Genomic DNA, 13,777 nt, shown 5'->3' with positions numbered 1-13,777 from the left:
CCGACCCGAAGTGTCGTCAAACATGCCTCTCACCAGGCGACTTGACCTGGCCACGCCCGACCGCCACCATTCCACTAATCAATTAGTGAAAGGGTGGTGGTGCCGTGATCGAGTACCGCCTGGATCGGCGCGGTGGCGTGCCGACGTATCAGCAGATCGTCCAGCAGACCAAGCACGCGTTGCGGCTCGGCGCCCTTCAGCCCGGGGACCGGTTGCCGACGGCGCGGGAGGTGGTGGAGCGGACGGCGGTCAATGCGAACACCGTGCTGAAGGCGTACCGGGAGCTGGAGCGGGAGGGGCTGGTGGCGCCGCGTCCGGGGCTGGGGACGTTCGTGTTGCGGTCGCTGTCCCGGCCGGAGACGGCCGAGGACGGGCCGCTGCGGGCGCAGTTGACGGCGTGGGTGGACGCGGCCCGGAAGGCCGGGCTCGAGCGGGAGGACATCGGCGCGCTGGTGGCCTCCGTACTGGATCAGCGCTTCGCGACCGGGGGCCGCCCGGCGGAGCGGACGACACTGGACAAGGGTGAGGAATGACAGCAGCGATGGGTACGCCGCTCGCACTCGAGGCGAAGGACCTCGGCTGGGCCTACCGCCGGAATCAATGGGCGGTCCGGCACTGCGACTTCACGGTGCCGACCGGCCGGGTCTGCGGCGTGGTCGGGCCGAACGGGGCGGGCAAGAGCACACTGCTCGGGCTGGCGGCACGGCTGTTCGCCCCGTCCGAGGGCGAACTGCGGGTGCTCGGCGAGTCGGTGACGGGCCCCGCGGCGCCCGAACTGCGGGCCAAGGTGGCCTATGTGACGCAGGAGAAGCCGCTCTACCGGACGTTCACGGTCGCCGAAACGCTGCGGATGGGCCGCGAGCTGAACCCGTCCTGGGACCAGGCGACAGCCCAACGCGTGGTCGAGCTCGGCGAGTTGCGGCCGAACGCCCGGGTCGGCCGGCTGTCCGGCGGCCAACGCAGCCGGGTCGCGCTGGCCATGGCGCTCGGCAAGCGGGCCGAACTCCTGCTGCTGGACGAGCCGTTCGCCGATCTGGACCCACTGGCCCGGCACGACCTGACCGGCCTGCTGCTGGCCCAGGCCGCCGAGCACGGCACCACTGTGGTGATCTCCTCGCACCTGATGTCCGAGCTGGAGGAGGTGGTCGACCACGTCCTGCTGGTGCAGTCCGGCCGCGTCCGACTGGCCGGCGACCTGGACGAACTCCTGGACGGGCACCGGCTGGTGGCCGGCCTGGCCGACGCGGAGCGGCCCGCCGGGAAGGTGATCGAGTGGCGGGTCACCGGCCGCCAGGCCACCGGCCTGATCCGCATCGACCCGGCCGGCCCGCCGACCGGGGACCTGCCCGAGTCGTGGGACGCGACGCGTCCGCGCCTGGAGGAACTCCTGCTCGCCCACCTGCGCAATCCCGCCGAGGCCGGTACCCCGGGCGACCGCCTCTCGACCATCAGCGAGGCCGCCGCATGAGCACCGCACAGCTGACCTCGCCCGACACCGCTTCCGGCCCGGCCAAGGAGCCCGCTCCCGCCCGCCGCTCCCGCCTGCACGGCCTCGCCTGGCTGGCCTGGCGACAGAACCGCCTCGCCGTCTGGACCGTCGGCGGCGCCATGCTGCTGGTGGCCGCCGTCCAGCTGTTCCTGCACTTCAAGATCCAGCGCGAGATCTCCCTGTACCACGGCGAGTGCCGCGATGGCGGCGGTTGGGGTGTGCCGGCCTGCGACCACTTCATCACCGACGTCAACGACGCGGTGAACTGGACCGCCGACTGGATGCACCGGCCGTTCTTCCTGCTGCCCGCGGTGGTCGGCATGTTCCTGGGCGCACCGCTGCTCGCCCAGGAGTACGAGCGCGGCACCGTGCGGATGATCCGCGCCCAGTCGGTGTCGCCGGCGCGCTGGCTGACCGCCCGGCTGGCCGCGCCGGCGGCGCTGGTGATCCTCGCGATCGGCCTGTTCGCCGCGCTGAACACCTGGCTCGCGCTCGACATGAACCGTCTCGACTTCGGGCGGAACGACCTCTTCCCCGGCTTCACCTACGCGACGATCGGCCTCGCGCCGCTCGCCTGGTCGCTGTTCGCGCTGGCCGTCGGCGTGGCGGTCGGTCAACTGGTGCGCCGCACCGTGGTGTCGATGCTGGTGACCGGCGTCCTCGTGCTGGGGGCCGAACTGCTGGTCCGCTCGCTCCGGGTGTACTTCGTTCCGGTGTCCGAAGCAACGGGCAACCTCGGCGGGCAGATCAGCCACTGGCGCGGCGTCCCCGGCCAAATTCCGTACGGAGCCTGGCTGGTGGACCACGGACCGGTGCTGGCGAACGGGACGCGGGCGACCGAGGCCGACTGCTACCACCTCGGCGACGCGTGCGACAAGGCCACCCAGGCCTGGGCGACCTACCACCCGAACTCGCACTTCATCCCGATGCAGCTGGTCGAGGGCGGCCTGCTGCTGGCCCTCTCGGCCGCCCTGGTGTTCCTGGTCTACCGGCGGGTCACCCGGTCCGCCGTCTGAACGCGACGGCTGGGCCGCCCGGTCCGCCGCGTCTGAACGCGACGGTGGGTCACCCGGTCCGCCGCGTCTGAACGCGCCGATGCCCGGCGCCGTGGGCTGTCAACCACGGTGCCGGGCACCGGCTGTTGATGATACGTCAGGTCGATCCGACCAGCTCGGGGCCGGGGGTGACGGTGACGGGGACGCCGCGTCGGCGGTGCTGGTCGGCCCAGGAGGTGAGGGCCTGGCGGCAGGCCGCGTCGAGGTGGGTGAGGGCGGACAGGTCGAGCTCCACCGGGCCGGTCGGGGTGACGTCCTCCAACCGGTCGACCAGGGTGGGGAGTTTGACGAAGGTGGCGTTCCCGTGCACCCGCACCACGGTGCCGTCCGGCGACTGTTCGACGTGCAGCCGAATGTGGGTGACGTCCCACGCGGTCTTGGCGAGCGCGGCGACCAGGCCGATCACCACGCCCTCCAGCAGGTTGAGGGCGACGATGCCGATCGCGGTGGCGAGCAGCACGAGCGCCTCGGAGCGATCCGCGCGCCACATCCTCAACCGGGCCCGGGGCGCGACGAGTTTGCCGCCCGCGTGAACCAGCAGCCCGGCGAGCGCGGCCAGCGGCACCAGGTGCAGCAGACCCGGCAGCACCAGCGCGAACAGCAGCAGCCAGACTCCGTGCAGGATCCGCGAGGCCTTCGTCCGGGCGCCCGCCTGCACGTTGGCGGCGCTGCGGACGATCACCGCCGTCATCGGCAGCGCGCCGAGCGCCCCCGCCACCGCGTTTCCGACGCCCTGGGCGAGCAACTCCCGGTTGTACGCGGTGCGCGGCCCGGCGTGCATGTGGTCGACTGCGGACGCGCTGAACAGGCTCTCGGCGGACGCGATCAGCGCGAACGCCAGCACGGTGCCCCACACTTCGGGCCGCACCAGCAGCGCGAACTGCTCGGCGCCCGGCGGCTGCACGGTGTCGAGCAGGCCGTCCACCCGGACGGTCGGCACCGGAAGGTGCAGCAGCCGGACAGCGGCCGCGGCGAGCACCACGGCCACCAACGGGCCGGGCAGCAGCGAGAGTCGGCGCGGCACGAACTTCCACAGCACCAGCACCGCGACCACCCCCGCGCCGACGGCGAGCGACGCCCCGCCGGCCGCCGTGTCCACCGCCCGGACGGCGGCGACGGGCAGACCGACCAGGTTGGCGAGCGCCTCGCCGCCGGCCTTGCGATCCAGCAACACATAGGACTGCGAGGCGATCAGCACGATGCCGATCCCGGTGAGCATCCCCTCCACCACCGCGGCGGAGACGGCCCGGAACCAGCGCCCCAGGCGCAGCACCGCGAGCAACACCTGCACCAACCCGGCGGTCAGCACCACCACGCCGAGCGCGGGCAACCCGTAGGTGGTGACGGCGGAGTGGACCAGCACGGTCAGCCCGGCGGCGGGCCCGCTGACCTGCAGACTGCTGCCGGGCAGCGCGCCGGCCACCAGGCCGCCGATGATGCCGGTGACCAGGCCGAGTTCGGCGGGCGCGCCAGAGGCGACGGAGACGCCCACGCAGAGCGGGACGGCGACGAGGAAGACAGTGATCGAGGCGGGCAGATCGGTGCGCAGCACGGCGCGCACCCGGGCAGGGTTCCAGGGCATGGCGGGTCCTCGGACGTAGCAGTGACGGGGACTTCCGGTGGCGCGGGGCACGCCCGGTCCGCCCGGCGGCCGTCCGGCGTGCGGGCGGGCGCGGGCAGGCGCGGGCAGGCTGGGGCGAGGTTGCGCGGCGCGGGGCGATGCGGTGCGGCACGGCGCGATGCGGTGCGCGGGGCGATACGGCACGGTGCGGCGCGACGGTGGTCGGTCGGTGACGGGGTGTCGGGGCCGGGCGCGACGGCTCCGGCTCAGTGGCGGAACACCTGAAGTACGGCGGGCCCGGCCGGATGTGCGGCCGGTGCGGGCTGACGGCCGGCGGTATCGGGCGGCGTGCGCGGGGCCGCGCCGACCGCCGATCGCTTCGCCACCGCGGACGGCCGGGCCTCGCGGCGAACGGGGGCTGCGGGGGCGGGAGTTGTGGAGCCGCGTCCACGTTCGACGCTCTCCGGCTCCTCCTCCGCCATGCTGCCCGCGGCGCTCGCGTTGCTCGCGCTGTTGGCCGCCCGGACCGCTGCCCCGCGGGCGTCCGCGAACCGGTCGCCGCCGGCCGGGCCGGGGAGCAGCGCCACGACCAGCGTCACCGCCAACGCGGCGACCAACGTGGCGACCCTCGCGGCGCTCGGACCGGCGCGCAACTGCCGGATCGGCGGCACGGCTCGGCGCATCCCGCCCTCCCCGGCTCGCGTCCGTCCCGGCTCCCCGCCGGCGGACTTGATGTGCCGTCATCGTATCCGGACGGTCACCGTGGGTGTGCGGCTGCGGGCGGTCTGCCGGGGTCTCGGCCACGGGTTTGTCCGGTTCCCGGCCGCGCACACGCCGCGCACACGCCGCATCCGGGGGCGGCGCGCCGTCGCGCCGGCCGCCGGCTCGAACACAGGTGCCGGGAACAGCAACGGCAGGGCGGTCGGGCCGCTCCTGCCACTCTCAAGCTATAGCGCGACGGGGGGCTTGCGGCAAGGCCCCCGGGCTGTCGCAGAATGTCCGACCAAGGGCGGGGAAGCGCGGGAAGCGAAGTACGCGCCGAATCTGACGAAAAATCACTTGCCGGACGATTTGGGAGAGTTGATGATCGACGTGCTGGTGGTCGGCGGCGGGCCGACCGGGCTGATGCTGGCGTGCGAGTTGCGGCTGCACGGGGTGGAGGTGGTGGTTCTTGAGCGGTTGACGGCTCCGACCGGGGAGTCCCGCGGGCAGGGTCTGCATGCGCGCAGTGTGGAGGTGATGGATCAGCGCGGTCTGTTGGAGCGTTTCCGGGCGGTGAGTCCGGAGTACCGGGTCGGCGGCCTGTTCGGCGGCGTGATGAAGGACTGGCCGGAGGGCATGGACACCGCCCATCCGTACGGTCTGGCGACGCCGCAGCCGGTGACGGAGCGGCTGTTGGCGGAGCGCGCCGCGGAGTTGGGCGTGGAGCTGCGGCGCGGGCGCGAGGTGGTGGGTCTGGCGCAGGACGAGGAGGGTGTCGAGGTCGAGTTGGCGGACGGCTCGCGGCTGCGGGCGCGCTGGCTGGTGGGCTGCGACGGTGGTCGCAGCACGGTGCGCCGGCTGGCGGGTGTGGCGTTCCCGGGCGAGGCGGCGACGGTGGAGACCCTGGTGGGGCAGCTGTCGGCCGCGGAGGACCCGGAGCGGATCGCCGAGGTGGTGGAGCGGGTGCGGCGCACCCAGGTGCGGTTCGGCCTGCAGCCGGAGGGCGACGGGCAGTACCGGGTGGTGGTGCCGGCCGACGGTGTGTCCGAGGATCGGACGGCGCCGACGCTGGACGACTTCCGGCAGCAGCTGCGTGCGGTGGCGGGCACCGACTTCGGTGTGCACTCGCCGCGTTGGCTGTCCCGCTTCGGCAACGCGACCCGCCAGGCGGAGCAGTACCGGGTGGGCCGGGTCCTGCTCGCGGGCGATGCCGCGCACATCCACCCGCCGACCGGCGGCCAGGGCCTCAACCTCGGCGTGCAGGACGCGTTCAACCTGGGCTGGAAACTGGCGGCGGAGGTCAACGGCTGGGCCCCGCCCGGCCTGTTGGACACCTACCACGCCGAGCGCCACCCGGTGGGCGCCGCCGTCCTGGACAACACCCGCGCCCAGAGCATCATGATCGGCACCGACCCGGGCCCGACCGCCCTGCGCCACCTGTTCACCCGCCTGATGGACTTCCCCGAGGTCAACCGCCACATCACCGGCATCATCACGGCCCTGGACATCCGCTACGACTTCGGCGACGGCCCCGACCAACTCGGCCGCCACCAACGGGACATCCCCCTCACCACCGGCCGCCTCTACGCCCACCTGCACACCGCCCGCGGCCTCCTCCTCGACCGCACCGGCCACCTCTCGGCCGCCCCCTGGTCCGACCGCGTCGACCAACTCACCGACCCCTGCCCGGACTTGCCCGCCCCCGCGGTCCTGCTCCGCCCGGACGGCCACGTGGCCTGGCTAGGCGGCGACCAGCACACCCTGACGGCCGCCCTGACCCGCTGGTTCGGCACCCCGCGCCCCCATCAGCCCTGACGCGACGCCACACCCCCGCCCCCCGGCTCGCGAACGCGCCGCGCTGCGCCCGGCCCCGGTCCACGCCAGGGCGTTCACGCCCCGGGGTGTTCGAGGCGGACGCCACTTTCCATGCTCCGCACACGAATCCCACGCCCTGGTGCGCACAGAAACGACCAGCCACTCTGAGGCTCGGATGCCCGGTCCGCCGCAGCTCCGCTCCCGGTTCGCCGGGGAATTGCGGGGCCCGGCCGCGACTGCGCGGGCTCCTCGGCCGGCGATTCCGGATCCCTCGTCACCTCCGGTCCGACCGTCCGCACTCACGCCACCGACCCGAAGGGGAAGACTGTGACCACGCCCGTCCCGTCCCGCATCGCCCTGGTCAACGGCAGCTTCGAGCAGCCCGCCATCGGTGCCGGCAACGCGCTCCTGCGTCGCCCGGTGCTACCACTGCGAGGTCGGCGAACGGCCGTGGCCGGTAAACCTCACTGCGGGCAGTTGATGCCACTGCCCTCGTGAACGTCGGGGCCGAGGGCGCGCGGTTGGTACTGGTCCGCGCTCAACCGCGGTGCGCGCGGACGGCGAGGAATGGCGGCAGCCCGGCTCGCTGTGGCTGTGCGGCCGCGAGTTGGCAGCCCGGGGCCGGCTCGGTGATGGCGTCCAGGACGAAACCCTGGCGGACAAGGGCCATCAGGTACGTCGACAAGGTCCGGTGTTGGTTGCCGGCTCGGCGGACGGCCTCGGGGTTGGTCGAGCGCCAGAATCCTTCGGCGAGGTAGGCGCCGACGACCCGGCGGGCGGTGCCGTCCTCGGTCTGCGTCCAGGTGGCGTGGGGTGCTTCAAAGCAGGGGTGCGGGATGGTGAAGACGAGCGAGCCGTGCACCGTCAGCACTCGCCGGACGGCCGAGAGTGCGGCGTCGAGGTCGGGCACGTTGTTCAGGGACAGTCCGGCGGTCACCCAGTCGACCGAGTCGGTGGCGACCGTCCTCAGCACGCATCCGTCGTCGACCGAGTAGCTCACCGTACCGGCCCGGCCTGCCACGGCGGACTTCGCGTGCTCGATCATGCGAGGTGACGGGTCGATACCCACGACCGAGGCCCCGCGCGCGGCCACCGCACGGGCGATGACGCCTTCGCCACAGCCGAGATCGAGCACGCGATGGCCGCCGAGTTCGTCGGGGAGGTGTTCGAGCAGGACATCGCGGTTGAAGTCGTTCATCGCGGAGCCGGCCCGCAGCAGGGCTGTGTACCAATCGGCGATGGTGTCCCAGGAGTCGGTCATCGAGCCCGGACGCTACTCGCTCGTCCGCGACACCGCCACGGGCTTCCCACCTTTCTCGGCCCAGCCCTGGAATCTCCGGCGAACCGGCTCCTTCCGGCACCCGGACGGAGGACGATGGCTGAGACGCACGCCGGCGACCGCAGCGCCGATCGCACGATCTCAGCGTGGGGGAAGCATGAGTGATCACGGTGGCACCAGGGATCCCGAACGCTCGGACAGCGGCGGGACGTCGGAACCGCGGACGCACAACGATTTCTCGGGCAGGGCCGAGTCGGCCGTACAGGCCGGATCGGTCGGGGCGGTGAACATCTACCACTCTCCCCCGCAGCGGCCTCCTGCCGAAATTCCGGTCGCCATTACCTGCGAGGTGGAATCCGACTACGTGATCCAGCGCGACTGGTCCGACGGAGTTCCCCTCAGCGGTGGGCTGGTCCGGATCTTTGTGGAGGCCGTCGAGGACCGGGCCGTCCTGCTACGCGCCTTGCGCCCCATTGTGGTGGCGCGCCGCCCTCCGCTCGACGGAACCGAGACCACGCATCTGGGAATCCCGCAAGTGCGCAAGTATTCCCTTGATCTCGACAAGAACCCGCCACGCCTGAAAGGCCCGAAATTCCTGTACACGGTCTCTCCGGGCGACCCGGAAGTATTCGAGCTGACAGTCACCTCCACCCGCCACTACGTCGAATGGCGCCTGGAACTCGACTGGACCTGCGCGGGCCGGTCGGGCACGAGCGTCATCGATCTCGGTGGGCATCCTTTCGAGTTCACGGCCAAGCCAGGAGCACGGAGGTGGCCCTTTGGAACCCGTCGTTGAAGTCCGATTCATCAGCCGTCTTCAGCTGATTTATCCGCCCAGCTCGGCAACCGGTCCGCGCCCGATTACCGCTCAGGTCAGCGGACACGGGATCGCGGTGCGAGTGAGCGCACCCGAGGCGGAGCCGGTGGTCGTGCACACCCTGGGCTTCCGGGTGAAATCCCGTCATCCCACTCGAACCGCACCGTTGGAAATCGACCCCTGGGGCAGCATCCCGGACCCGCAGGTTCGGGTGTGGCTGGACGAACCGGCGCAAATGGCGGACGGGCCCGTTCCCATCACACTTCCCACCATCATTCCGCGCGGGCAGAGCGAGTGGTTCCTGCTGACCGCGCACACCCAGGAGCACGACGTCGAGTGGGAACTCGGCATCGAGTGGAGCTGCGGGGAGAAAAAAGCGTGGACCAGCTGCAACGTCCGCACCACAGCCGAAACGTCCATGGTGACGTTCCGAAAGGACGGCAGCCGAACCCCCGGATTCAACCTTCACCCGCAACCCGACCGACCGGAAATCGCCGCCGCAGCCGAAGCCGGCTACCGGCCTGATGCCGAAAATGGCGATCCCGAGGCGATGTTCCGGCTCGCCGTCAGGCTGGCAGAGCGTGGCGCACTGGGCGAGGCGAAACACTGGTTTCTGATCTGCGCGGCAATGGGCAACGCAACGGCCGCGGAGTCGGTCGGGTGGATTCTCGAGCAGCAAGGAAAGCACGCCGAATCCGTGGACTGGTGCCGAAAAGCAGCGGACCTCGGGAGTACCCGCGCGGCGGAACGGCTTGCCGAGCGGCCCGCTGGCGAGGAACCGCGCTGAGGATCGAGCATGGCGGCAGGCGGTTGTCCGCCAACCCGCACCGTGGTTCACCCGGATTGCCCGTTCCGTACTCGGGCCGAAGGCCGTGCCGGCGCAACTTGCCCTCGGAGGTGCTGACCGGTCATCGAGTCAGGGGCGTCGAGGAGTCCCTGCGGTGTGCCTTGGTAGAGGATGGTCCCGCCTTGGTGGCCGGCGCCTGGACCGACGTCGACCACGTAGTCGGCTCGGGCGATGACTCGTTGGTTGTGTTCGATCGCGATGATGGTCGCGCCGTGGTCGACGAGGTCGTCGAAGAGTGTGAGGAGGCGGTCGACGTCGGCGCCGTGCAGGCCGGTGGTGGGTTCGTCCAGGACGAGTCGGAGAGCCTCTGTGGTGGTGTCGGCGAGGTGTCTGGCGAGGAGCAGCCGTTGACGTTCGCCGCCGGAGAGGGTGTCGACGCTCTGTCCGATGGTGAGGTAGTCGAGGCCGACGCGGCTCATCCACGGCAGGCGCCGGCGGATCGAATGGTGTTCGGAGAACAGCTCGACCGCGTCCTCGGGGTTCATCGTGAGGACGTCAGCGATGGTGTGACCGTGATATCGGGCCGCGAGGGCTTCGGGGTTGAAGCGCGTGCCTTCGCAGGCGTCGCATTCGGTGCGCACGTCGTCGAGGAAGGAGAGGTCCGTGATGACGACTCCCTTGCCCCTGCAAACGGGGCAGGCGCCACGGGCGTTCGCGCTGAACCACGGTGCAGGCAGGCCGCTGGCGGCGGCGAACACGGTCCGGATCGCCTCGGCGATGCCGAGCACGGTCGCCGGGGTGGACCGGATGCCGCCACGCAACGGTGTCTGGTCGACGGTGACGAAGTCCGGATGCTGGCGCGGTAGTTCGCCGGCGAACAGGGTGCTCTTCCCCGAGCCGGCGACACCGCTGACCGCGACCAGGACGCCGAGGGGAACGTCGATGGTGATGTCGCGGAGGTTGTGCCGGCGGGCGTTGCTGATCCGCACCTTCCCGGTCGGTGCGCGCGGTGTGGTGTTCAGCGGGACGGCCTGCCGGAGGAACCGCCCCGTTGCGGTGTCGGTGGCGGTCAGGTCTTTCGGTGTTCCTTCGAAGGTCACGATCCCGCCGAGGGTTCCGCCGCCGGGCCCGAGGTCGATGATGTGGTCGGCCGCGTTGATGACGGCCGGGTGATGTTCGACGACGAGGACCGTGTTGTGCGCGTCGCGGAGTCGTGCGATGAGGTCGAGGAGTCGCTGCACGTCGTGGGGATGCAGTCCGGCGCTGGGTTCGTCGAAGACGTAGCACACGTCGCTGAGCGGGCTGCCGAGATGCCGAACGATCTTGACCCGCTGCGCCTCGCCACCGGACAGAGTGGAGGACTCCCGGTCGAGGGACAAGTACCCCAGCCCGACGAGCTCGAAGGCGTGGAGCCGTTCAAGGATCGTTGTGACCAGTGGCGCCACGGTCGGATCATTCACCGAGGCTGCGGTGTTGTGCAGTTCTGTGATCGGAAGGTTCGACCAGTCGGCGATCGACCTGCCGCCGATCAGGCTGCCTCTTGCCGCCTCGTTGAGCCGAGTTCCACCGCAGTCAGGGCAGGCTCGGCGGAAAACGATGCGGGAGAGCGCCGATTCGACCTCGTCGGACAACCGCGACGGCGCCTTGCGTAGATAGGAGTTCCGCAGTCGCGGGATGACGCCGTCGAACGTCCCATGCTTGGGGTAGCCCGGCAGCGGGTTCGTCAGCTTGATCTCTTCGGCGTACAACAGCGTGTCGACGACGCTTCCCGGCAGGTTACGCAGAGACACGTCCACGTCGGCCAGCCCCGAGTCCACCAGTCGCTTCCACCGGTACGTGCCCGGCTCGAACGTGGGAAACCGGATGGCGCCCTCCCGCAGGCTGAGCGACCGATCGAGTAGCCGGTCGAGGTCGATGTCATCGACGACGCCGAGCCCCTCGCAATGCGGACACATCCCGGTCGGGTCGTTGAACGAGTAGGCCGGGGAGAAGCCCGCGCTGGGGCGTCCGACCCGCGAGAACAACAGCCGCAGCATCGGAGCGATGTCACTGGCCGTGCCTACGGTCGACCGTGCGCTGCCGGTGAACCGCCGCTGATCGATGATCGTGGTGAAGGTCAGCCCGTCGATTCGGTCGACGTTCGCCGCCGGATGCTGCGGCAGCCGGTTGCGCACGAACACCGGATAGGAACCGGTCACCAGGCGGTCGGCCTCGGCGGCGATGGTGTCGAAGGCCAGCGACGACTTCCCCGACCCCGAAACTCCGGTGAACACCGTCAGTCGATGCTTGGGCACCCGCACAGTGACATCTCGGAGGTTGTGCGTGCGCGCTTTCTCGACCGTGATCCAACTTGCGCGGTCGGGGACTCGTTTGTGGGCCATGGACCGACGCTACAAGCAGTTGTGGCCATATCATTGCCACAACTATGGAGATGAGCGACCTGGTCGGGAGGACGCCGTGGCGACACCGGTCCAGCGGGCGCTGAGGTTGCTGTCGCTGCTGCAGTCCGGCCGGCGGTGGACCGGTGAGGATCTCGCCCGAGCGTTGGAGGTGCCCGGCCGCACGCTCCGACGTGATCTCGACCTGTTGCGCGAGATCGGGTACCCCGTCCGGAGCACCCGTGGACCTGGTGGCTACTATCAGCTCGTCGCGGGCGCTGCGCTGCCGCCGCTCATGCTCGACGACGACGAAGCCATCGCCATCGCCCTCGGGCTGCGTTGGGCAGCGGCGGGAGGCACTGGAGTCGAGACCGTCACCGAGTCCGCTCAACGCGCCGGGGACAAGCTCCGACGGGTCCTGCCATCGGCCCTGCGGCACCGCACCGAACAAGTCCTCGCCGCCGTCGAATTCGCTCACACCGCGCCCCCGCAGACTGACAACGCCGTCCTCCGCTCACTGGCGACAGCGATCTCCGAGCACGCCCCCGCCACCTTCGACTACCTGGGAAAGGCGGGCTCCTCGCGGCGCACGGTCGAGCCGATGCGAATGGTCCAGATCCGCAGCCGCTGGTACCTCTACGCGTGGGACCGAGACCGCCACGACTGGAGGAACTTCCGCGTCGACCGGGTCGGTACGCCACACGTCGAGGCGGAGAGATTCACCCCGCGCGCCCTACCGACGGACGATCTCGCACGCCACCTCCAACACCGCTTCCACGGCCCCAGAACCGTCCGCATCGTCCTCACGCTCAACGCCGACGCTCGCGACGCCGCCGGCAGGCTTCACCGGATCGACGGTGAACTCGAACCGATCGATGACCACCACTGCCGCTACACCGCCTACGTCGACTCCTTCGAATGGATCACCGTCGTCCTGGCAGCCACCGACATCGAATTCACCATCGACGAGCCCACCGAATACCGATACTTCCTCAATCTGACTGCACAACGCCTACTGCGCGCAGTCTGACGTCGGCACCAAAGAGCAAACCGTCGATCAGCACTTCATTTCGTCAACAACCTCCTGACCTGCAACAACTCGTCACTGGCCTTGCTGGGCACCCCCATTGTGGAAAATGATCACACTGGAAAGCCGGCAGGGTTCATACGCTGTGCTGCCGACGTTCGAGGGAGCTGTGCAGGGGGCGGTGGTGTCGGCCTGTTGGGTGGAGGGCCGGGAGACGGAAGCCGCACCAGCCATGGATGAAAGGTCCGGGTTCGGGTTCTGCGCTTGAGGGTTTGCGGGTGCCCGATGGGGAGCGGGTGCAGGTCCGGGCCGCCCTTGCGGGGCTGTGGTGCCGGCGGTACCGAAGGGGGAGAGGCCATCGGTCCGGGAGCTCCCGGCACCCGGGGTGAGCTCGGGACCGTGGTAGCTGCTGGAGGAGGAGGTGCCGGGCTTGCCGAACTTCGGTGGGCCGTCCTGGTTTCCGTCCCCGCCGGCGCGGGTCAGGTCGGGCAGGTCGTGCGGGCCGCCGCCGGGTTTGGGCGGGGCGCTGTGGTGCTTGACCGAGGTGGCGCCGGCGTGCAGGCCGGCGCCCGCGCCGCCGGAGAGGCCGGAGCCGAGCAGGGTGGAGGTGTCGACCTTGCCGGTGGTCAGGTACTGGGTGGTGGCGTCGGCGCCGACCCCGGTGGCCGCGCCGATCGCCGCCTTCCCGGGCAGCGACCGCGCGGCACTGCCCAGGCCGAGCCGGCCGGCCGCGCCGCCCAGCCCCTTGCCGACCAGGTGACCGGAGGCGCCACCGATCGCGCCGGCGAGGGCGTTCTGGCCCAGCTCCTTCAGGTCGATGTTCCGGCGGTGCCCCTCGGCGAGCTCGATGCCCTGGGCGAGCAGGTC

At 70.8% G+C, this 13,777-nt stretch carries 11 protein-coding genes and 1 pseudogene; 7 read left to right on the top strand and 5 right to left on the bottom strand.

Annotation, left to right across the window (positions count from 1 at the left end; translation table 11 throughout):
- Positions 1-104: 104 nt before the first annotated feature.
- From ACIHEI_RS15810 to ACIHEI_RS15800, 3 genes are read left to right on the top strand one after another with little or no spacing between them, the layout of a single operon-like run.
- Entirely contained in the window at positions 105-533 is a 429-nt protein-coding gene (locus ACIHEI_RS15810; RefSeq protein ID WP_396606982.1) for a GntR family transcriptional regulator, read from the top strand.
- A complete protein-coding gene (locus ACIHEI_RS15805) occupies positions 530-1,468 on the top strand; it encodes an ABC transporter ATP-binding protein (protein WP_396606981.1) in 939 nt (312 codons plus the stop codon). The genes ACIHEI_RS15810 and ACIHEI_RS15805 overlap by 4 nt, the downstream gene beginning before the upstream one ends.
- The gene (locus ACIHEI_RS15800) at positions 1,465-2,505 is read left to right on the top strand and encodes an ABC transporter permease (RefSeq protein WP_396606980.1); all 1,041 of its coding nucleotides are present in this window, start codon (positions 1,465-1,467) and stop codon (positions 2,503-2,505) included. Before ACIHEI_RS15805 ends, ACIHEI_RS15800 begins: the two co-directional genes overlap by 4 nt.
- Positions 2,506-2,641: 136 nt before the next feature.
- On the opposite strand, the gene ACIHEI_RS15795 is transcribed toward ACIHEI_RS15800, so the two are convergent.
- Positions 2,642-4,126 carry a SulP family inorganic anion transporter gene (locus tag ACIHEI_RS15795; RefSeq protein ID WP_396606979.1) on the bottom strand — a complete coding sequence of 495 codons (1,485 nt, stop codon included), beginning with the start codon at positions 4,124-4,126 and terminating at the stop codon, positions 2,642-2,644.
- 245 nt (positions 4,127-4,371) lie between these two features.
- Positions 4,372-4,788, bottom strand: coding sequence for a hypothetical protein (locus tag ACIHEI_RS15790; protein WP_396606978.1), 417 nt, complete (start codon positions 4,786-4,788; stop codon positions 4,372-4,374).
- Between the two features lie 400 nt (positions 4,789-5,188).
- Between ACIHEI_RS15790 and ACIHEI_RS15785 the strand changes: the two genes are divergently transcribed.
- Positions 5,189-6,622: an FAD-dependent monooxygenase gene (locus tag ACIHEI_RS15785; RefSeq protein WP_396606977.1), complete on the top strand. Its 1,434-nt coding sequence runs from the start codon at positions 5,189-5,191 to the stop codon at positions 6,620-6,622.
- Between the two features lie 538 nt (positions 6,623-7,160).
- Here ACIHEI_RS15785 and ACIHEI_RS15780 read toward each other — a convergent pair.
- Entirely contained in the window at positions 7,161-7,883 is a 723-nt protein-coding gene (locus ACIHEI_RS15780; RefSeq protein ID WP_396606976.1) for a class I SAM-dependent methyltransferase, read from the bottom strand.
- Between the two features lie 175 nt (positions 7,884-8,058).
- On the opposite strand from ACIHEI_RS15780, the gene ACIHEI_RS15775 reads away from it, so the two are divergent.
- Both ACIHEI_RS15775 and ACIHEI_RS15770 read left to right on the top strand, forming a co-directional pair.
- Entirely contained in the window at positions 8,059-8,697 is a 639-nt protein-coding gene (locus ACIHEI_RS15775; RefSeq protein ID WP_396606975.1) for a hypothetical protein, read from the top strand.
- Positions 8,681-9,505, top strand: a complete 825-nt coding sequence (locus tag ACIHEI_RS15770; RefSeq protein ID WP_396606974.1) for a tetratricopeptide repeat protein — start codon at positions 8,681-8,683, stop codon at positions 9,503-9,505. The genes ACIHEI_RS15775 and ACIHEI_RS15770 overlap by 17 nt, the downstream gene beginning before the upstream one ends.
- A gap of 47 nt (positions 9,506-9,552) precedes the next feature.
- Here the strand turns inward: ACIHEI_RS15770 and ACIHEI_RS15765 are convergent, their stop codons facing one another.
- Positions 9,553-11,886 carry an excinuclease ABC subunit UvrA gene (locus ACIHEI_RS15765; protein WP_396606973.1) on the bottom strand — a complete coding sequence of 778 codons (2,334 nt, stop codon included), beginning with the start codon at positions 11,884-11,886 and terminating at the stop codon, positions 9,553-9,555.
- A gap of 76 nt (positions 11,887-11,962) precedes the next feature.
- Here ACIHEI_RS15765 and ACIHEI_RS15760 point away from each other — a divergent pair, with 76 nt between their 5' ends.
- Entirely contained in the window at positions 11,963-12,913 is a 951-nt protein-coding gene (locus tag ACIHEI_RS15760) for a helix-turn-helix transcriptional regulator (RefSeq protein ID WP_396606972.1), read from the top strand.
- A gap of 72 nt (positions 12,914-12,985) precedes the next feature.
- On the opposite strand, the pseudogene ACIHEI_RS15755 reads toward ACIHEI_RS15760, so the two are convergent.
- A pseudogene (locus ACIHEI_RS15755) lies at positions 12,986-13,777 on the bottom strand (hypothetical protein); the annotation flags it as partial.

It is taken from the genome of Kitasatospora sp. NPDC051984 (assembly GCF_044593455.1).
Classification (GTDB): Bacteria; Actinomycetota; Actinomycetes; order Streptomycetales; family Streptomycetaceae; genus Kitasatospora.
This window is presented reverse-complemented; position numbering and strand designations above follow the sequence as displayed.

Bases quoted from the DNA above. Each gene is read 5' to 3' on its own strand.
- ACIHEI_RS15805 (WP_396606981.1), top strand. From the start codon at position 530: ATGACAGCAGCGATGGGTACGCCGCTCGCACTCGAGGCGAAGGACCTC.
- ACIHEI_RS15800 (WP_396606980.1), top strand. From the start codon at position 1,465: ATGAGCACCGCACAGCTGACCTCGCCCGACACCGCTTCCGGCCCGGCC.
- ACIHEI_RS15795 (WP_396606979.1), bottom strand. From the start codon at position 4,126: ATGCCCTGGAACCCTGCCCGGGTGCGCGCCGTGCTGCGCACCGATCTG.
- ACIHEI_RS15790 (WP_396606978.1), bottom strand. From the start codon at position 4,788: ATGCGCCGAGCCGTGCCGCCGATCCGGCAGTTGCGCGCCGGTCCGAGC.
- ACIHEI_RS15785 (WP_396606977.1), top strand. From the start codon at position 5,189: ATGATCGACGTGCTGGTGGTCGGCGGCGGGCCGACCGGGCTGATGCTG.
- ACIHEI_RS15780 (WP_396606976.1), bottom strand. From the start codon at position 7,883: ATGACCGACTCCTGGGACACCATCGCCGATTGGTACACAGCCCTGCTG.
- ACIHEI_RS15775 (WP_396606975.1), top strand. From the start codon at position 8,059: ATGAGTGATCACGGTGGCACCAGGGATCCCGAACGCTCGGACAGCGGC.
- ACIHEI_RS15765 (WP_396606973.1), bottom strand. From the start codon at position 11,886: ATGGCCCACAAACGAGTCCCCGACCGCGCAAGTTGGATCACGGTCGAG.